Source organism: Oscillospiraceae bacterium (genome assembly GCA_015068645.1).
GTDB lineage: Bacteria > Bacillota > Clostridia > UMGS1840 > UMGS1840 > SIG452.
This window is the reverse complement of sequence record SVKD01000010.1, coordinates 74,583-95,316: the sequence shown is the minus strand read 5'-3', so window position 1 is coordinate 95,316 and position 20,734 is coordinate 74,583. Positions and strand designations below refer to the sequence as shown.

17 protein-coding genes are annotated in these 20,734 nt (G+C 41.1%); 3 read left to right on the top strand and 14 right to left on the bottom strand.

What is annotated here, in order from left to right; all coding sequences use genetic code 11:
- Positions 1-168: 168 nt before the first annotated feature.
- The 11 genes from E7413_05965 to E7413_05915 all read right to left on the bottom strand — a co-directional run bounded on the left by E7413_05965 (position 169) and on the right by E7413_05915 (position 12,412).
- Positions 169-444 carry a 50S ribosomal protein L27 gene (locus E7413_05965; protein MBE7019403.1) on the bottom strand — a complete coding sequence of 92 codons (276 nt, stop codon included), beginning with the start codon at positions 442-444 and terminating at the stop codon, positions 169-171.
- Positions 445-447: 3 nt separating this feature from the next.
- Positions 448-780 carry a ribosomal-processing cysteine protease Prp gene (locus E7413_05960; protein ID MBE7019402.1) on the bottom strand — a complete coding sequence of 111 codons (333 nt, stop codon included), beginning with the start codon at positions 778-780 and terminating at the stop codon, positions 448-450.
- 5 nt (positions 781-785) lie between these two features.
- Positions 786-1,097 carry a 50S ribosomal protein L21 gene (gene rplU / locus E7413_05955; protein ID MBE7019401.1) on the bottom strand — a complete coding sequence of 104 codons (312 nt, stop codon included), beginning with the start codon at positions 1,095-1,097 and terminating at the stop codon, positions 786-788.
- Between the two features lie 198 nt (positions 1,098-1,295).
- Positions 1,296-2,336: a PHP domain-containing protein gene (locus E7413_05950; protein MBE7019400.1), complete on the bottom strand. Its 1,041-nt coding sequence runs from the start codon at positions 2,334-2,336 to the stop codon at positions 1,296-1,298.
- A gap of 18 nt (positions 2,337-2,354) precedes the next feature.
- A complete protein-coding gene (locus E7413_05945) occupies positions 2,355-3,392 on the bottom strand; it encodes a PHP domain-containing protein (protein ID MBE7019399.1) in 1,038 nt (345 codons plus the stop codon).
- Between the two features lie 15 nt (positions 3,393-3,407).
- The gene (locus E7413_05940) at positions 3,408-4,430 is read right to left on the bottom strand and encodes a PHP domain-containing protein (GenBank protein ID MBE7019398.1); all 1,023 of its coding nucleotides are present in this window, start codon (positions 4,428-4,430) and stop codon (positions 3,408-3,410) included.
- A 136-nt stretch (positions 4,431-4,566) separates the two neighbouring features.
- Positions 4,567-5,667 (bottom strand): 4Fe-4S dicluster domain-containing protein, encoded by a 1,101-nt coding sequence (locus E7413_05935; protein ID MBE7019397.1) that lies wholly within the window; start codon positions 5,665-5,667, stop codon positions 4,567-4,569.
- Positions 5,668-5,707: 40 nt separating this feature from the next.
- Positions 5,708-6,379 carry an isoprenylcysteine carboxylmethyltransferase family protein gene (locus tag E7413_05930; GenBank protein ID MBE7019396.1) on the bottom strand — a complete coding sequence of 224 codons (672 nt, stop codon included), beginning with the start codon at positions 6,377-6,379 and terminating at the stop codon, positions 5,708-5,710.
- 199 nt (positions 6,380-6,578) lie between these two features.
- Positions 6,579-9,176 carry a cation-translocating P-type ATPase gene (locus E7413_05925; protein ID MBE7019395.1) on the bottom strand — a complete coding sequence of 866 codons (2,598 nt, stop codon included), beginning with the start codon at positions 9,174-9,176 and terminating at the stop codon, positions 6,579-6,581.
- 229 nt (positions 9,177-9,405) lie between these two features.
- A complete protein-coding gene (gene spoIVB / locus E7413_05920) occupies positions 9,406-10,455 on the bottom strand; it encodes a SpoIVB peptidase (GenBank protein MBE7019394.1) in 1,050 nt (349 codons plus the stop codon).
- A gap of 175 nt (positions 10,456-10,630) precedes the next feature.
- Positions 10,631-12,412 (bottom strand): glycoside hydrolase family 127 protein, encoded by a 1,782-nt coding sequence (locus tag E7413_05915; GenBank protein MBE7019393.1) that lies wholly within the window; start codon positions 12,410-12,412, stop codon positions 10,631-10,633.
- A gap of 116 nt (positions 12,413-12,528) precedes the next feature.
- On the opposite strand from E7413_05915, the gene E7413_05910 reads away from it, so the two are divergent.
- The gene (locus E7413_05910) at positions 12,529-13,290 is read left to right on the top strand and encodes an AraC family transcriptional regulator (protein MBE7019392.1); all 762 of its coding nucleotides are present in this window, start codon (positions 12,529-12,531) and stop codon (positions 13,288-13,290) included.
- A gap of 50 nt (positions 13,291-13,340) precedes the next feature.
- Here E7413_05910 and dusB read toward each other — a convergent pair whose 3' ends face one another.
- Positions 13,341-14,294, bottom strand: coding sequence for a tRNA dihydrouridine synthase DusB (gene dusB / locus E7413_05905; GenBank protein MBE7019391.1), 954 nt, complete (start codon positions 14,292-14,294; stop codon positions 13,341-13,343).
- Entirely contained in the window at positions 14,284-16,899 is a 2,616-nt protein-coding gene (locus E7413_05900; GenBank protein ID MBE7019390.1) for a valine--tRNA ligase, read from the bottom strand. Before E7413_05900 ends, dusB begins: the two co-directional genes overlap by 11 nt.
- A 511-nt stretch (positions 16,900-17,410) precedes the next feature.
- On the opposite strand from E7413_05900, the gene rpsT reads away from it, so the two are divergent.
- Positions 17,411-17,677 (top strand): 30S ribosomal protein S20, encoded by a 267-nt coding sequence (gene rpsT / locus E7413_05895; protein MBE7019389.1) that lies wholly within the window; start codon positions 17,411-17,413, stop codon positions 17,675-17,677.
- 151 nt (positions 17,678-17,828) lie between these two features.
- Complete coding sequence (locus tag E7413_05890; protein ID MBE7019388.1) at positions 17,829-19,430, top strand: DUF4153 domain-containing protein; 1,602 nt, start codon at positions 17,829-17,831, stop codon at positions 19,428-19,430.
- Positions 19,431-19,477: 47 nt separating this feature from the next.
- Here E7413_05890 and E7413_05885 read toward each other — a convergent pair whose 3' ends face one another.
- Positions 19,478-20,656 carry a chloride channel protein gene (locus E7413_05885; protein ID MBE7019387.1) on the bottom strand — a complete coding sequence of 393 codons (1,179 nt, stop codon included), beginning with the start codon at positions 20,654-20,656 and terminating at the stop codon, positions 19,478-19,480.
- Between the last annotated feature and the right edge of the window lie 78 nt (positions 20,657-20,734).

Sequence of the window (20,734 nt, the reverse complement as noted above, 5' to 3'; positions counted from 1 at the left end):
ATCCTCCAAATATGTTCTTTTGACTGGCAGGTCATTACCATTGTAACATATTTGGAGGATTTTTTCTCACCGGTTAACCTTTATCGAACCACGCGACTATCGCGTGGTTTTCGTTATACAAAAAGAGAGGTATCACAACTGTGATACCTCTTTTTAGGTAAAATCCAATTAGATAGCGTATACGCTAACCTGTTTTTTGTCTCTTTTGGTTTCAAATTTAACTTTACCGTCGATTAATGCGTATAAAGTATCGTCAGAGCCTTTACCAACGTTGTTACCGGGGTTGATTTTGGTACCTCTCTGTCTTACCAGGATGTTACCTGCTAAAACAAACTGACCGTCTGCTCTTTTCGCGCCCAGTCTTTTGGATTCACTGTCTCTGCCGTTTTTGGTGCTACCTACACCTTTTTTATGAGCAAATAACTGGAAATTAATTTTAAACATAATCTAATCCTCCACTTCAATCATTTTTACATAATCCGAATATTCCGTTGCAACCTGACGTAAGGTTAAAACCATAGTCTCCAAGAGAATGTTCACCTTTTCCAGATTTATCCGGTCGGAAATTTCAGGAATACCGCACTCTAAGTGCCCATCATCGATTACAATATTCAATCGGATACCGAGCAATTCAGACATCCCTAAGATTACGGATTGGGTTGCGGTGGACACATTGGCACACACAATATCCTTTCCGATTTCTTCATAGCCGGAATGACCATCTACCGTAAACCGATAAATATTACCGATATAGTTCCTGTCAATCTCAATGTTTATCATAAAAATTAACCGTTGATTTTTTCAATCTGAACTTTGGTATAAGCCTGTCTGTGACCCTGTTTTTTGTGATAACCTTTTTTCGGTTTATACTTGTAAACAATGATCTTTTTGCTTCTGCCTTCTTTTAAAGCTTTTGCGGTTACAGTTGCACCTGCAACATAAGGAGCACCAACTTTGATGCCGTCATCGGAGCCGATTGCCAACACTTCGTTGAAAGTGTAAGTTTCGTTTTCACCGAGACCCAGTTTTTCGATGTAGATTACATCGCCTTCTGCTACTTTGTACTGCTTACCGCCGGTTTTTAAAACTGCGTACATAATAAGTACCTCCCAATTAAATTTTTTGCACCCTTTCGGGTGGTTATTTAGGACACGCCCGGATGATGGTGACCCTGCAACTGCAGAATTCTTGTGCCACTCCAGAGCGGTTACCACAGTATTATACATTCTATTTGCTAAAATGTCAAGCTTTTTTTTGTATTTTTTTAATTTTTTCTCTCAACAACCGATAAGGCCCTATTCCCCTAACAAATCTTCCACAAAATAAGCGTTGGTATCGGCAGGTTTGCCGTCCATGCCAAACACGGTGACACGAACATAAATATCATCGGGATTCACTTCAAATTCTGCTTCGTTGATGTGATCGCTGTCGGTAGGAAATGCAGTGTAGCTATGGCGGATACCGGTGGCAAATACGATTCTTTTGGCATCGGAGGTTTTAATGTGAAGTTTGTTGCCTTCCATATATAAGCTATAGATTTCGGGTCCCATAGAGGCATAGAAATTGCCTTTTACAAGTGCATCGGTGATGGAACGGTATTCTAATTTATCCGCTTTAATCATGGTGAAACCGCCAAAGGAATCGCAACGTGGACTGTCAAAAGGATGGTGATTGTGATTATCGTCGGTGGCAATACAGAAGATTTTTTTGCCGGCAGCAAGCATTTCACCATACTGCTCGGAGTTATATTCGTCGTAGCCCTCGGTCACGCAACCATAGTTACAGATCTCCATGGCGTTCATTCCGTCATACTTACCATAGATATCAAATCGTTCCAGCGACCAGGTAGGATGGTTATAGGTAACAAAGAATCCTTTTTCCCGGGCGTGCTTCATAATACTGTTGATATTTTCCGGCGTATATTCTCTGGTCCATAAGGGTTCAGACTTATCGTAGGTAACCGTGTAACGAGGATCGTTTAACGCCATAATTTCATCATAGTAACGGTTTGGCAAACTGAAGCAAGGCTGAACCACATTATCAGGATCCAATGCAATCAGACAAATGTGACAAACCGGAATCACGTGATAGGGATTTTCTTCGGTTTCGTTATCAAAATCATATTCGGTACCGGTTAAGGCAACGAAATTTTCGTCGGTTAATTCCGGATGAGGAACCATAACCTTATGGTCGGTATAGGCAATGACGGAATAGCCCCGTTTCTGATATTCTGCCTTCATTTCTTCGGGAGACAGCTTTCCGTCAGACACGGTGGAATGACAATGTAAGTTTGCTTTATAAAAAGTGCCGTTTTCGGGCAATAAATACTTTCTCATATCAAAATCCCTCCCCTTTTATTTGATATAATCTTCCACAAAGTAGGCATTGGAAGTGGCGCGTCTGCCCTCTTTGTCACACACAGTTACTCTGAAGAAAATATCCTGAGGCCACACATCAAAAATAACCTCATTGAGTTTGCCACCTTCCGGACAATACTCATTGTAACAATGACGGATGCCGGAAGTGAAGTTGATGATTGCCGCATCGGAGGTTTTTACGTGCAATTTGTTCCCTTCCAGATACATACTGTAAATTTCGGGGCCCATAGATGCATAAAAATGCCCTTTTGTCATCGCATCGGTGATGGAGCGGTAATCTAAGTTTTCCGCTTTAATCATGGTAAAAGCACCGAAGGAATCGTTATAAGGACTGTCAAAGGGCTCAAAGTTATGGTTATCATCGGCAGAAATTCCGAAGATTTTTTCGCCGTTATGCAGTTTTTCTTCATACACCTTGGTGTTGTATTCGTGGAACCCTTTCACATAGGAGCCGTAGTTACAGATTTCGATGGCGTGCATCCCTTTGTATTGGCTATAGGTTTCGTAACATTCCTTTGCCCACTTGGGATGATTGTATGTAACGAAAAATCCTTTTTCGCGAGCGGTTTTAATCACTTCGTTCACACCGTCGGGAGTGAACACTCTTTCATAAACGGGCTCATTGGGATCCAAAGTCACTTTATAACGGGGATCATTGCGTTCCAAAAGCCGGTCATAAAACCAGTTGGGTTGATAAAAGCAAGGCTGAATCACGTTTTCGGGATCCAATGAAATCAGGCAAAAATGGGTGGTTCTGGATTGCTCCCAGGATTGACCGGGAAGCACCTCATCAAAATAGTATTCCATCCCGTATAATGCCACAAAATCGTCGCTTTGAAGCTCCGGATGCGGCACTAAAATATTGTGGTCGGTATATGCTACAACAGAATAGCCGCGCTGTTTGTATGCCTCTTTGATTTCCTCAGGGGTTAACTGTCCGTCGGAAATGGTGGAGTGACAATGCAAATTTGCTTTATAAAACTGCCCGTTTTCAGGCAATAAATAAGTTCTCATAATGAGGTCTCTCCTTTATAAAATATCTTCCATAAAATATGCGTTGGTGTCGGCAGGTTTTCCGGATTTATCAAATACTGTCACTCTCACATAAATATCATCGGGACGGAGTTCAAATTCAGCTTCGTTGATGGTATCCCCTTCCAGCGGATACGCACAGAAACTGCGACGAAGACCGGTGGTAAACACGATTCTTGCTGCATCGGAAGACTTGATATGTAATTTATTATCTTCCACATACAAGCTATGAATTTCAGGACCTTGGGACGCATAAAAGTTTCCTTTTAACAGGGCATCGGTAATGGTTCTGTATTCCAATTTATCTGCCTTAATCATAGTAAAGCCGCCAAAGGAATCACAGTACGGGCTATCCATGGGATGACCGTTATGATTATCATCTGTGGCAATACAATAAAGCTTTTTGCCCTGACGAAGCAACTCGTCATACACGTGGGGATTATAATCGTGATATCCTTCCGTCATACAACCGTAGTTGCAGATCTCCATAGCATTCATACCTTCGTATTTGCTGTAAATTTCGTAACCTTCCTGAGACCAGGCAGGGTGATTATAGGTCACAAAATAACCTTTTTCACGGGAAGTCTTTATCATATCATTAATATAATCTGCATTGTACTGGAATTCATACGGTGGGATGGATTCATCACGCTGCACCACAGACTTATCCGGCAGATGCTGATATAACCAGGAATCGCGGAAACAAGGCTGCACCGTGTAATCGGGGTCAGTGCCAACCAAACAAATATGACAGGTTTTCAACTGATGAAATCCTTCTCCATTTTTGGCTTCTTCGGTGAGGTCATATTCCACACCGTGAAGAACTACAAAGTCTTCGTCAGTTAACTCCGGATGAGGTACCAACACATTGTGGTCTGTATATGCAATTACGGAATAGCCTCTTTTTTTGTATTCTTCTTTCATTTCTGCCGGAGACAGTCTCCCGTCAGATACGTTGGTGTGGCAATGCAGATTTGCTTTGTAAAACTGACCGCCTTCGGGTAACAAATACTTTCTCATAGCGAATATTCTCCTTTATTTTTATGTTTTCTCAAAATAGAATATGGTATCCGTTTTGATTCCCTTTTTATCAAATGCGGTCGCTCTCAACTATCAGTCAACGGGACGGATGATAAATTTGATTTTTTGTTTTCTCTTAAATACTTTCGCCTAACAGCTTTATCGTTTCTTTAATGTTGATATTCTGAGGGCAATGTCCTTCACAAACACCACACTGAATACAATCTTTCACGTTGGCGTACTTTTCCTGCAGAATTTGTTTGGTTTCTTCCCAAACGGATTCCGCCGCTAAGTGCTTGTTGTATACCGTGAACACATCCGGAATTTGAATTTTCTTAGGGCAATCGTCCACACAGTAACGACAACCCGTACATGGAATCTGACGAACGGTGCGAATTAAATTTCTCAGTTCTTCGGAAAGTTGCATTTCTTCCTCACTAAAAGGAACAAAGCCTTTCATAAAGGCAATATTCTCGGTAATCATATCCATATTGCCCATTCCCGACAATACCATTTCCACATCGGGAAAACTTGCGGCAAAACGGATAGCAAATTCCGCCTCGGAATTTTTTGAATTTTGTGCTAAAAACTCTTTTGCTTCTTTGGGAAGATTCACCAGCGTGCCGCCCTTAACAGGTTCCATTACAATTACTTTTTTTCCGTGTTTTCGGCACACATCATAGCAGGCTTTGCTCTGCACGCCTGCGTCATCATAATCTAAATAATTAAACTGAATCTGCACAAACTCAATAAAAGGTTGTTCGGTTAAAATTTTATCCAACACATCTGCGGTATCGTGAAAAGACATGGCAATATGTTTCACTTTGCCCTCTTCTTTTAACTGTTTCACAGTTTCAAAAGAATTGCAACGAAGATTTTTCTGATACAAATCACGATTCATACAATGGAAGATATACACATCAAAATAGTCCACGCCACAAGATTCCAGCTGACTTTCAAACAAGGGACGGATTTCTTCTTCGGAATTATAAATCCAGGGAGAGAGTTTGTTTGCCAACACAAAGCTTTCTCTCGGATAACGCTTTGCCACACATTCACGAATGGCAATTTCACTGTCGCCATCCAAATACACACGAGCAGTATCAAAATAGTTAAAGCCTGCTTCCATAAAAGCATCTACCATCTGATTGACCTGTTCGTAATCTACAGCCTTTTCAATCATCGGGAGTCTCATAAAGCCAAAACCGAAATTCTTTTTTACTTTTTCAAATAGCATAACGAATTTCTCCTTTTTACTCATATAGAATGCCTGAGTTTTACCACACAAAGGGTATCAGGCGATATTTTACCTTTTTGCAATAATCCGGGTAACCGGGCAATTCCTTTTTCAAAAAATCTTCCTCGTGACGAATCCGTTTCACAATCAATGCAGGATACACCAAAAACACAAAAAAAGCATACAATGAACCTAACACCAAGGGCATAGACAAAAACAGAAGTAACGTAACGCTGTACATCGGATGACGGACAACCGCATATAATCCTGTATCCACTACCCTCTGACGTTCTGATACCTCAATTGTACGGGAAAGATAGGGGTTTTGACAAATCACCACCGCATATAACAGATACGCAATCAAAAACACAACGGCAAAAATCACAGATACCGAAAAGGGCAACTGATACCAACCAAAGCGGATGCCAAGCCCTGCCAGGATAAATCCTGCAACAAACATCAGGGCACTGCCAAGTATCACAAACCTTTGTTCTCTGCTTTCTTCTTTTGTATGAAGACGTTTTTCAAGGCGTTCGGGTGATGTTATCATCAACAAAATTCCTGCCAAAAACATGGGGATAAATAAGATACCTAAAAGAATCCACCCGCTAGGATACGCAAATGTCCCTGCCGAAAGAAAAACAAGCAGACCAACCAGTAAAAAGCCCACCATCATTTTTGTAATTGCCGAAACTAATAATCTAAGATTCATGGTATAAATCCTTTTCAACAATATTCCGATTCGCAACACTTTCACAAATAAAGCATACCACACTTTTTTGAAAAATTCAAGCAATTCCGGGAGATGAAATCATATTTTTTTATCTTCGGCAGATTTTGGTAAATCAAAAAGCATTTTTTACGAAAAAAAGAGTAGTTCGAATCACTACTCTTCTTCTCTTATCATCGTATTATTTCCGTTTACAAATGCGCAAGAGCTGAATCAAAACGGTAGGCACAAAAGCGAGCAACGCAATCCATCCAATCTGACTACCGTTTAAAGCGGTAACCTCGAACCAATGGTCTAAGCCTGGAATAAACAGCACCGCAGACAACAGCAGAATTCCCAATCCGAACGCACCTAAACTTGCTCGGTTACTAAAAAGACCGATTTTGAAGATAGACCGTTCACTTCGGCAGTTAAAACCATGGAACAAACGAGCCAAGGTCAGGGTAGCAAACGCCATGGTACTCGCTAACATTGCGTTTCCTGCCAAAAGTCCCAAATGAAATGCAATCATGGTACAAACGGCAATCAATCCGCCTTGCAAAAGCAATTGCATCATAAAGGACTGATTTAAAATGCCCTCTTTGGGATCTCTTGGTTTTTGTGATAACAAATGAGGATCTGCCCCCTCCATACCGATGGCAATCGCAGGCAAAGAATCTGTCAGAAGATTCATAAATAACAAATGCACAGGCGCAAAAGGAACAGGCAAGCCCATAATAGAAGTATAAAGTACTGCCAAAATCCCTGCCATATTGCCCGACAACAGAAACTTAATAGCATTTTTGATATTGCGGTACACATTTCTGCCGTTTGCCACCGCTTTGATAATGGTGGCAAAATTATCATCAGTTAAAATCATGGCAGAAGCATCCTTGGAAACCTCAGTCCCGGTAATCCCCATGGCTACACCGATATCAGCCTTTTTCAAGGCAGGAGCATCATTCACTCCGTCACCGGTCATACTGACAATATGTCCTTTGGACTGCCAAGCGTTCACAATACGGATTTTATTTTCGGGAGATACCCGGGCATATACTGAAATTTTTTCTATTTTTTCAACCAGTTCTTCCTGACTCATGGCATCCAGTTCTGCACCGGTTACCGCCAAGTCTCCATCTTTAAAAATGCCAATTTGTTTTGCAATCGCCGTTGCGGTTACTTTATGGTCACCGGTAATCATCACGGGCTTGATGCCTGCTCGGATGGCGTCCGAAACCGCATCTTTCGATTCCACTCTGGGCGGATCCATCATAGAAATTAAGCCCAAAAAGGTGTATCCGTTTTCATCGGAAAGTTCCATGGTTGCTTTATCGTCTGATTCTTTGTAGGCAAACGCTAAAACACGGAGTCCATTTTCCGAAAACTCCATATTTTTTGACAAAATGGCATCCTTATCTTCCTGCGTAATCGGACGGATTCCGTCGGAAGTACGAATATTTTCGGTACGGTCTAAGAGCACATCTACCGCACCCTTGGTTAAAATCGTGGGAACATTATGCAAACGGTATTTTGCAGACATCAGTTTTCGGTCGGAATCAAATGCAATTTCTGCCATTCTGGGCATAATTTCACGAAAAAACTCTTCATTCATATCAATGGAACGAGCCATTTCCAGAAGGCAGGATTCAGTGGGGTCTCCGATGCCTTTGCCGTCCACAATGGCAGAATCATTGGTCAGCATGGCATTGTATAACAGATAACGATGAAGCTGATTTTTAATGTCAAGTTCCATTGCGGTGATGGTTTTTGTGTCAATATAAATCTGTTGAACACTCATTTTATTCTGTGTGAGGGTACCTGTTTTATCCGAACAAATTACCGATACACATCCTAAACTTTCTACCGCCTTCAATTCTTTGATAATGGCATTTTCTTTTGCCATTCGTTGCGTGCCCATTGCTTGCACAATGGTAACAATAGAACCCAGTGCTTCAGGAATTGCCGCCACTGCCAATGCCACTGCAAACATCATTGCATCTAAAATAGGCATTTGACGATACAATCCCAACCCAAATACCACAGCAGAAATAATCATAATCACAATGGCAAGACGACTGCTGAACTGATCCAAACTAACCTGCAAAGGTGTTTTCTTTTCTCCGGTAGCATTCATCAGAGCGGCAATCTTGCCGATTTCGGTATTCATACCGGTACCTGTTACCAGAACAGTGGCACGGCCGTAGGTCACCAAACTGCCGGAATACACCATATTCACTCTATCACCAAGAGGCACTTCATCAAAAATATCAATAACCTTTTTCTCCACATTAGTGGATTCTCCTGTTAAAGAACTTTCGTTTAACTGCACGGAAAAATTTTCTATAATTCTGCCGTCTGCCACCACCATATCTCCGGCTTCCAACAGCATAATATCTCCCGGCACTACCATTCGGGATGCAACTTCAATTTTTTTGCCGTCTCGCATCACTTTTGCATTGGGAGAAGACAGCGATTTCAAGCTATCCAAAGATTTTTCGGCGTTTTTATGCTGAACGGTTCCCAACACAGCGTTAATGAGAATCACTGCAAAAATAACAATCGTGCTCTCTATGTTCCCGGAAACCATCGATATCACCGCTGCAATCATCAAAATAATAACCAACAAATCCGCAAATTGGGATAAGAATACCTGTAACGTGCTTTTTCGTTTTCCTTCTTTTAGCACATTGGGGCCTTTTTCTTCCAGAACACGTTGCGCCGCATCCGAAGAATGCCCCTGTTCTGTGGCACCAAGCTCACTGTAAATCTCCTCAATTTTCTTTTGGTAAAACTCTTTCATCCTGCTCCTGCCTTTCTCCACTCACTATTATAATCATAAAAAAAGACTCTTGTGCAGTTTTTTCTGCACAAAAGTCTCGTAACCGATATTCGGCATACGTTACCAAGTTGCAAAAACAACTGCGATTGTTGATAACGTATTAAAACTACTCCCTTTTGGTTGTTTTGATATTGATTGTAACAGTATAGCATTATCAAAAAAATTTGTCAAGAGTTTTTAAAAAATTCACTCATTGATTCTGCAACATTTTTTCAATGGAAATGCCGTAACCTCGGGTGGGGTCATTTACCAAAACGTGAGTAACGGCACCAATGATTTTTCCATTTTGCAAGATTGGAGAACCGCTCATCCCCTGCACAATCCCCCCCGTTTGGGATAGCAAGCGCTCGTCAACCACGCTGATAATAAAATCCCGATTCCCCTGTCCGTCCAAAACTCTTAAAATTTCAATTTCATATTCTAACGTCCCTTTTTCACAAACTGTTGATAAAATGGTGGCCTTGCCTAATTTTACTTCCCGTTTGGCACCTGCCGGAATGGGTTTTCTCTCAATAAATTCTTCATTTTCCAAAGATCCCATCAATCCTGTTGCGCAGTTCGATTGAATCGTGCCTACAGCAATATCTGACAACACGCCCACAAGCTCACCTGAACGATTTTTTTCTGCTTTATTGACATCTTTGATATCCACCAATTCTACTTGTCCCTGACGTACAGCATAAGTTTTGTCGGTATCCGAATCGTTAACCGGATGCCCTAATGCCGCAAACTGCTTTTTGTCTTCCGTAAAAAAAGTAACGGTACCAATTCCTGCAGCACTGTCCCGAAGCCACATTCCGCAAACAAGTTGATTCGCCTGATTTCGTTGAGGGGTAATATCCAGTTGGACCGACTTATCCCCCCTCAGTACGGTCAGGGTAACGGTATTTTCTCCAATGCTTCGGAGAATTTCCTCAAAATGACGGGTATTTTGTAATGTTACCGCATTTACCTTGGTAATCACGTCCCCGTTTTTAACACCTGCCTTCTTGGCAGGCAAATTTCCCTGTTCCACCCCCACAACCATCACACCCTTGGTTTTCAATCGCATTCCGACAGCCTGTCCGGACGGAATCAGACGACTATCAATTTTCGTTCGTCCCACCAGAACTCCACGAGGTAAAAATGCTCCGGTCAACAAAAATAAAGCGCAAGTAAACCCTATTGCTCCCAGTAAGAATTTCAGAGTCTTTCCGTGTTTCTTTTTCGGTTTTTTTCGTTTTAAATTTTTAAAAAACATTTTGAATATCACATCCGTTTTCTGTATTGTTTCAAAATTTTCTTATCTTTAGTTTGGCGTTTTACAATCAAAAAAAACAGATGCAATTTTCGGTTTTTCAGTATAAAAAAAACTGACAGAAAATTCTGTCAGTTTTTTTGGATATTTTTTCTTTTATTTTCTAATTTTTTAAATGTTAATCAACCATACACCAGACAAGCAAGTCGGTTGCCTCACGATTGGCAAATGAAAAATAAGGAATCAATCTTGCCGTAAAAAATTCCCGTTCCGCATTTTTGATGCGATATAGCTCGTCAGTCATCTTCCGACGCTTTGCATCCATATAAAGAACCGGGGCAGGAATCGTATCTTCTGTTACCACACGATGAGTCCCCAGCTCCAAAATGGTAATATCGCGAAGATTTTCACCATTATCCAATCCTTCCATGCAATATACGATAGGACCTCTCATCACAGCATATCTGCCTGCATTATCCTGCACATTGGGATGTGCTTCCATAAAATGAATCTGCATGGGCAAAGAAACTCTCACCACATCACCATCCTTCACAGAATATACGGCAAAACCATTTTCGGTTGCGCCTTGATATTCCACACACCAGGACGGAATACGGATATACATAGCAGCAGGTTCTCCGTGATAGGTAAACTCCAGCTCTCCATCGGCGGGATAGTTAGTTTTTAAAGAAATTTTAGCCTCTTTTCCGTTGATAGTGAGGTTGGTTTCACCGGAAATAAACTGATTACAATAAATATTTGCTCCATCCACGGTATAAGCATAACGGGGAATGGTCGCAAGCATTCTTAAAATATTAGGCGGACAGCAGGAGCATTCAAATACCTTTGCACGCTCGCAAGCCGCCTGAAAGGTGCTACGCTGATACTTTTTTAAATCAAGCTCCAAAGGATTCATATAGAAGAACCGGTCTCCACTTAAAGAAACACCGGAAAGAAGATTATTAAAATATATCCGTTCAATCAGATCACCATATTTGGAGTCCGCTTGGGTTTCCTGCAATTCTCCTGCAAACAAGGCCAGAGCAATGGCTGCACAGGTTTCGTTATAAGTATCTCCATTAGGAAGATCGTATGCATAAGAAAACTGTTCGTCCACCCTCTCGGCACCAACACCGCCGGTGATACTCATTTTCTTTGTGGTAATATTTTCAAACAGTCTGTCGCAGGCCGCTTTTAGTTCCTTGTCCTTGTCGATTTTCGCAAGCATTGCCATCGCAGTGTAAAGATATCCGGCGCGAACAGAATGTCCCACTGCCTCCTTTAATTCCCGCACGGGAAGATTATCCTGCCCGTATTGAGTATTGGAATCCTCCCTTTGCTCTCCTCTTTGATTTAAGAAAAATCGGGCAAGTTCCAGATGTTTTTCATTGCCAAGATACCCATAGAGTTTTAAAAGAGCAAGTTCAATTTCTTCGTGTCCCGGCGTTTGGAATTTTGCCGTTTTTTCTTCTACGAATGCGCGGTAGATACAATCAACATTTTTTAACATACACTGTAAAAGCTTGTCTTTTCCCGTTGCCTGATGATACGAAATTGCAGCTTCAATCAGATGTCCTGAACAATACAGCTCGTGATCTCCCCGATTTTGATAAATCCCATCAGGATTCACGGTTAAAAAATAAGAATTGAAATATCCGTCTTCACGCTGATTTTTGGCAATATCATCCACCATTTCATCCACCAAAGATTCCAGCTTAGCGGAAGGATTTTTCATCAGAAGATACCCAACACCCTCAATCCATTTTGCCACATCAGAATCCCAGAAGATATGAGGTTTGTTTTCATCTCCCTCCTTCCACAGACACTTTAGGGCATCAAAACGTCCCGTTTCTTTGAAACGATCATACACACTTTTCACCACTTGATTGCGGTTTAAATCTTCATAAAATTTCCAAAATCCGTCTTTTATGACGGTCTTTTCAAAGCTCAGGTTTTTCATTGTGCTTCCCCATTTAATCTATTGATTTTTCTAAAAAGATATGCTATACTTATCCTATCATTTTCCAGGATGAAATGCAACCTTAATTTTCGTATGAAAGGTAGGAAAATCCGATTATGTTTGAGCAAGTAAAAAACTGTGGAGCAGGCAAATTCATATCCAGCCATAACTGGATTCATCCCGACCGTGTGATTGATTCTTATGAACTTCTCTTTGTTACCAAGGGATGCGTCTATCTTCATCAGGACGGAATCGACTACGAATTAAAAGCCAACGATATTCTGCTGTTGGAGCCAAATATTCGCCATTTTGGGTACAAACCCAGCACCGACACTGAGTTTTTCTGGTTACACTGGACTTCCCCGGGGAAAATTCTTAAAGAATCTCTTTATACCGCTCCGGAAAATCCCTACCGTATCAGCTTATATTTCAGGCAACTGATTGAAGCCCGTGTTACCAATATGCCCGGCGAAACTATGGATTATCTGACTCGTTTGATTTTGTTGGAGCTGTTTGTCAACGCCAATCAATCAGGTACCAATGCCGTGGCGGAAAAAATCCGAGCCTGGATCAAAGCAAACTCTCACGCTCCCATCACCGCCTCGCAGATCGCTGACCGATTTGGTTATAATGTGGATTATCTGAACCGTTTATATAAGCTTAGTTTTCAAAAAAATATCAAAGAAGCGATCAATGAAGAACGCATCCGTTATCTGAAAATGCTGATGTTATACGACAATATGCCCCTAAAAGAAGTGGCGATGAAAGCCGGCTTCTCCGACTACAAATATTTTCTGCAGTTTTTTAAATACCACGAAGGAATCACACCCACACAGTTTTATAAACAATTTTCCAAAATTTATATCAATTCCCGCTAACCGAGAAACTTCATTAAAAAAAGCCCGTCTGTTAATTCAGACGGACTTTTTTAATACACACTATGATCTGCCAAAATCTCATCAATATAGGTTTTCACATCTTCTAAGGTGAGAAGACTTGCCACCTTTAATTTATAAGGTTTGGCATTGTGAAACCCTTTTAAATACCACAAAATATGGCATCTTGCTTCTTTGATGGCATTCTTTTTGGTGGCACACATTTTTTCAATCTGACGGTACAGCACATCCATTTTTTCTTCTTTTGAAATCACACGGTCGGGATTTTTCACCAAATCAAACACAAAAGGATTTCCCAAAGCGGCACGACCAATCATCACGCCGTCACAACCGGTTTCTTTTTTCATCCGAAGATAGCTTTCTTGATCGCACACGTCACCGTTTCCGATAACAGGAATTTGCACCGCATCCTTTACCGCTTTGATATAGGACAAATCTGCCACGCCGGAATACTGCATTTCACGGGTTCTTCCGTGAACGGCAAGATAATCGGCACCTGCTTCTTCGCAAAGTCTGGCACATTCCACCACGTTTTTATGTTCACTATCAAAGCCGACACGAAGCTTTACGCTTAAGGGCAAATCGGTGGCTTTTCGCATAGCGGATACAATCTCAAAAAGCAGTTTTGGATTTTGCATTAAAGCAGAACCGTCACCGTTTTTCACGATTTTCGGCGCAGGGCAACCTGAGTTTAAGTCTATCATAGAAAAGCCCATATCACAAATTTGTTTTACCGCTTCGGATAGCACATCAGGTTCGTGACCGAATAACTGCACCGAAAGTGGTGTATCTTGGGAAGAAGTTTTTAACAAATCGTAGGTATGTTTATCCCGATAGGTCAGCGCCTTGGCACTAATCATTTCGGAAACTGCAAGGGTAGCCCCCTGCTCCCTTGCAATTTCACGGTATGCCAAATCGGTAACACCTGCCATGGGTGCCAAAATCAGATCGTTTTTTGCTAAAATATCCTGAATTTTATAATTCATTTAAGCTTTCTTCCACTTTAGCCAGTTTTTCTAAGAAGGACTGTTCTTTCGCTTTTTCTGCCTGCACCAGTTTTTCGGGAGCTTTGTCCACAAAACCTTTGTTGTTCAGCTTACTGCGAACTAAGTCCAATTCTTTTAACAAGAATTCTTTTTCCTTGGTTAAACGAGCTAATTCTTTATCTTTATCAATCAGTTCTGCCAACGGAATCATCACTTCAATGCCCTGACCAACCACGTTTACGGATTTTTCGGTTAACGCTTCCTTGGAATCCACCAGAATCATTTCAGAAGAATAGGTCAGCTTGGTCAAGAATTCAGAGCAAGAAGAAACAAAGTCTTTGTCCTCGGTTAACACATAGAGTTTGGTTTTGTTCTTGGGAGGAACATTCATTTCGCTTCTTGCATTTCTTACGGAAGTGATTAATTCAATATAGCTTTCCACTTTTGCTTCTTCATCAGCGAAGTTTAATGCTTCCTGATATTCGGGGAAGGAAGCAATCATGATGCTTTCATCTTCCACGGGTAACGCCTGGAAAATTTCTTCAGTGATAAAGGGCATAAAGGGATGGAGTAATTTTAAGAATCCGCTCATAACATAGCATAACACATTCTGAGCAGCCTTGTCTTCTCCTGCCATTAAGCGGGGTTTCACCATTTCAATATACCAGTCACAGTACACATTCCAAATGAAATCATACAGTTTGGAAACTGCCATACCCAGTTCAAATTTATCTAAATTTTCGTTAACGTCTTTTGCTAACGCATTAAATTTGGATAAAATCCATTTGTCTTCGGGTTCTAAGGTGTTTAAATCCAGTTCGATTTTATCAATGGTCAGATTCATTAAAACGAAACGGGATGCATTCCAGATTTTGTTTGCAAAGTTACGGGATGCTTCCACACGTTCGGTGTAGAAACGCATATCGTTTCCGGGAGAGTTCCCGGTTGCTAAGGTGAATCTTAATGCATCGGCACCATACTGGTCGATGATTTCCAAGGGGTCAATACCGTTTCCTAAAGATTTGGACATTTTTCTGCCCTGAGAGTCACGAACGATGCCGTGAATAAACACGTGTTTAAAGGGAGCTTCTCCCATATGTTCCATACCGGAGAAAATCATTCTTGCAACCCAGAAGAAAATAATATCATAACCGGTTACCAAAACGCTGGTGGGATAGAAATATTTTAATTCTTCGGTGTTATCGGGCCAACCTAACGTGGAGAAAGGCCACAATGCAGAAGAGAACCAGGTATCCAAAACGTCTTCTTCCTGCTTCATCTTACCGCCACATTTGGGACAGGTATGCACATCTTCTTTTGCAACCACCATTTCGCCACAGGCTTCACAGTAGTATGCAGGGATTCTGTGTCCCCACCATAACTGACGGGAAATACACCAGTCATGTACGTTTTCCATCCAGTTTAAATAGGTTTTGGAGAAACGGTCCGGCACAAACTGAATGGTGCCGTCTTTTACCACACGGATTGCTTCTTTTGCTAAGGGTTCCATTTTTACAAACCACTGGCTGGAAGTGATGGGTTCCACAGTGGTACCGCAACGGTAACACTGACCCACATTGTGTGCGTGTTCTTCAATTTTTACCAGTAAGCCTTGCGCCTGCAAGTCTTCAATCATTGCTTTTCTTGCTTCATAACGGTCCATACCTTCGTATTTTCCGCCGTAGTGATTGATGGTGGCATCATCGTTCATCACTTTAATCACTTCTAAGTTATGACGCTGCCCCACTTCAAAGTCGTTGGGGTCATGAGCGGGAGTGATTTTTACACAACCGGTTCCGAAATCTTTTTCCACATATTCATCGGCAACCACGGGAATTTCTCTGCCAACCAAGGGCAGTACCAGCATTTTGCCGACCAAGTGCGCATATCTTTCATCTTCGGGATGCACGGCAACTGCAGTATCACCCAATAAGGTTTCGGGACGGGTGGTTGCAATAATCACAAATTCGTCAGAATCCTTCACAGGATACTTAATGTGCCAGAAATGACCCTGCTGTTCGGTATATTCCACTTCTGCATCAGATAATGCGGTAATACAATGGGGACACCAGTTGATAATTCTGTTGCCCTTATAAATCAAACCTTTTTCATATAAGTTTACAAACACTTCTTTGACCGCTTTGGAGCAACCTTCATCCATGGTGAAGCGTTCTCTTTCCCAGTCACAGGAAGAACCTAATTTTTTTAACTGATGAATAATTCTGTCGCCGAATTTTTCTTTCCAGTCCCAAACACGTTTAATAAACTCGTCTCTTCCTAAGTCATAACGAGTTAATCCTTCGTTTACGCGGAGCGCTTCTTCCACCTTAATCTGAGTTGCAATCCCTGCGTGGTCGGTGCCGGGAAGCCACAGTGCAGAAAAGCCCTTCATTCTTTTATAACGAATTAAAATATCCTGCAAGGTTTCATCCAAGGCGTGTCCCATGTGAAGCTGACCGGTTACGTTCGGAGGCGGAATCACGATGGTATAGGGTTCTTTTTTGGAATCGGGTTCCGCATGGAAATACCCTTTTTCCTCCCAGGTTTTGTAAATACGGTCTTCCACGGAGGAAGGATCGTAGGTTTTGGAAAGTTCTTTTCTCATATTATTATCACCTTTCGTGTAAAATTCTCATATTAGAAAGCGAAGAGAACAATCATCCCAACAGCAGCAATGAGTAATCCCCATAGTTTATTGGTAAGAATTTTGGAATCGGTTGCCGCTTTTTTTGTTATCCACACAGTCAGTTTTTCTGCCAGAAAACAAAATGCAGCGCCCATTGCTAAAATCACAAGCCCCAAAATCTTCAAGATAATTCTCTCCTTTCGGACATAATACGCTATTATTGATTATATACTATTATAGAAAAAATTGCAAGTGCTTTTTGAAAGAATCCAATGAATTTTTTATAATGATTTGACGTCTCAAAAATTTTTTTACAAAATTTGTGAACTTTTTGACAAAAAAGACTTGACAAGTTCAAAATTATTCATTATAATACTAAAGGTTAAATTGGTAATACTATTTGAGTGCAATGCCAAGTCGTTCTTGGCTGCAACCTCTGACTCAAATAATACTTATAAAACTTAATTTTAAGAAAAGGAGTATTTTTGAAATGCCTAACATCAAATCCGCTGAAAAAAGAGTAAAAGTTATTGCAACCAAAACTCTGCAGAACCAGATGATCAAATCTAACTTAAAAACCACTTTAAAAACTTTCGAAGCTGCTTGTGAAAACAAAGCTTCCAACTTAGCAGAAGTGTTCCAGAACACCGTGAAAACCATCGATATGGCTTGCACCAAAGGTATTCTGAAAAAGAACACTGCTTCCAGAAAAAAATCCAGCGTTGCAAAAAAATACAACGCAGCAATCAACGGTTAATTTGTAAGATTGCCAAGATTAAAAAAGTGTCTCAAAAATCCCGTATGGAAATTCCATACGGGATTTTTTGTTCAGATTGGCATTTTGCCAAAACATCTTGCAAATAAAATGTATTCATGCTACAATAAAAGTGTAGAAAGGATGTGTTTTCATGAAACTGCGCCAATTCTTCACCAACTTTTTTAACGGAGTGAAAAACGGAATTTCCCGTTATTTCATTGCATTTATCTGCACGGTACTCCTGTTTCTGACGGCAGCTTATGAAATTTTATTCGAAACCTATGCCGATGATGTCATCATTCCCTTATGTATGGCATTCGGCTTGACTGCTCTATTTTCGGTTCTTTTAAAAAGCGTGCAGGAATACCTGTTTGAAAAATTAAGCATTTTGATTCAAGCCATTGTGTGTACCCTTGCCGCAATCCTTAGCTTCATTCTGATTCATACATATTACCAATCGCTCTACACGGCTATGGCATACGCAGGTGTTATGATTGCCCTGGTTTGCTTTATCTTCTTTGTGTTAATGCGTGGCGAACATCGTGAAAGTGTGTTTGCCAAGCTTATCGCAGCTTCTGTTTTTTCATCTGCGGTATGTAGTGTACTATCGGGAGGACTTTCCACCTGTATCGGAGCATTCCAAGCCTTGTTATTCAATTTTGATAACATTTATAAGGTGTACGCCATTGTGCTCTTATTTGTGTGGACAATCGGTTATCCGAACATTTTCCTCTCCTTTATTCCCAAAAAGGACACACCATCATCTCAATCCAAAATTTTTAAAACCTTTGTGTTATATGCAGGCTTACCATTATACATCCTGCTTATTGCTATTTTGCTGGTATATCTGGCCAAAATCGTAGTTACCTGGCATATGCCTGTGGGGGAAATCAACTGGTTTGCTTCTTTTGCTTCCCTCTTCTTTATTTTCTTTGTGATGAGCGTGCAGCAATACAAAGAAAAACTTGCCACACTGTTTGTCAGATACGGCGGATATTTTTTGATTCCTGTTCTCATAATGCAGGCGATTGCTGTGTTTGAGAGAATCAATGCATACGGTCTCACCACTCCCAGAACCATATCTTTGGTGCTGATTGTCATCAGTATTCTGTTTATCGGCGCCACCATTATCAAACCGAAACATATCAATAAAATCGCACTTGCCTCCGGCATCATTGTCTTATTGGTGACTGTGACACCTTTTAATGTGATTGATATGCCCGTTGCAAGCCAGACTGCTATCTTAAAAAATGCGCTTTTAAAAAATGATATGATAAAAGACGGCATCGTGGTTCCGAATGACAATGTCAGTGAAGAAGACCAAGAGACTATCCGCAGTTCTTACCACTATCTGCGATATAGTGCAAAAAAAACGCCCGATTTTATTCCCGATTCCAATAAAGAATTTTCTGAAATTTTCGGATTTGAACGATATGCAAACAATAATTTTAGCACTTTCCAATACTGCTCGTATGAAACGAAAAAAACTGTCGATATTTCAGCTTATGATCAGATGATTAAAATGAACAGCAACGATGTTTTATCATTGGAACATAACGGACAGCAATACGAAATCAACGTAGAAGAACTGGCACAAGAACTATACAACCAATATGGTGCCAACCAGCACGAAATGGAACTATACAAAGTAAACGAAAATGTGTCGTTGTATTTCCTGCATTTTTCAGTAGAACTTGAAAACGATGTGGTATCCTACTGTAATTTCAACGGCTATGTTTTCTTAAAAAATTAAAGCATTAAAAAAAGGTCAACCGCAATGGTTGACCTTTTTTCTGTTTGTTATTCATTATATAATCCGAATTTGCCGGACAGTAACCAAGTGATTATCACCACGGGAATAAACAGTGCGATTCCGCCGATGTCAAACACTTCCATTGCCAATAAAAATGCGGCAACAGGACATTTGGTCATCCCCGAAAAGAGTGCCACAAATCCAAGGCTGGCACCCACTCCTGCAGGCAGCCCCAAAAGAGAACCTGCCACACAACCAAAGGTTGCGCCGATAAAGAAGGTGGGAACAATTTCGCCCCCTTTAAAACCTGCGGCAACCGTGATCGCAGTAAAGAGAATTTTGAAAAGGAACGCCTCATAGTTTGCGGTTCCCGAAATGGCAGTTGTAATGACTCCCATCCCTGCCCCGTTGTAAGCCGTTGTGCCAACCAATAAGGTAAGCCCGATAATCAAAAAACCGCCAATGGGTGCCCGAAGATGGGGATTTTTTATTAGTTTCTTACCAAAGTGTTCTGTTTTATGAAGAGCTAGTGCAAAAAGAATGCACACCGCCGCACATAACACTGCTAATAAAAGCACCTGCCAGATTAAATGGTAGTTGTATGTAAAATGAGGCATCAAAAACCGTACGGGTGCCACACCGCAAAGCTGTGCAACAAAGAATGCCACCAAAGATGCAATCACACAAGGGAGTAGTCCGCTAAACTTCCATCTTCCCTGACGTGTCACCTCAACCGAAAAAATCGCCGCAGTGAAAGGCGTTCCGAACAATGCAGAAAACACACTGCTCATCCCTGCCATTACCATCAGTTTTTTTTCGTTTTCGTCTTGTTTTAAAGCATTCCCCACATTGTAACCCATACTGCCGCCCAGCTGGAGCGCTGCTCCCTCACGACCTGCAGAACCGCCAAAAGCGTGGGTGATAACAGTTCCTACGAATATCAGCGGAATCATCACAAGGGGAACATCTTTTTGTTCTTTCACCGCAGAAAACACTCGTTTGGTATCAATATTTCCGTGATTACGAAACCGATGATACATCGCCGCAATGAGTAATCCGCCAATGGGCAATAAGTAAAGAAACCAACCGTGGTGCTCTCTCTGTTCGGTCACAAAGTCCACACTGATATGAAACAAAGACCCCAAAAGTCCACCCAAAATTCCCAACAGAATACTAAAAAGCACCCATTTTATAGTGTTTATTCCATACTTTTTTACAAATTCCATTTTCCTTTTCCTCTGATATCGCTAAATTTTCAATAATTCTTTCCCAAAAAGTTCGTGTCAAGTCAGGAGAACAGTGAA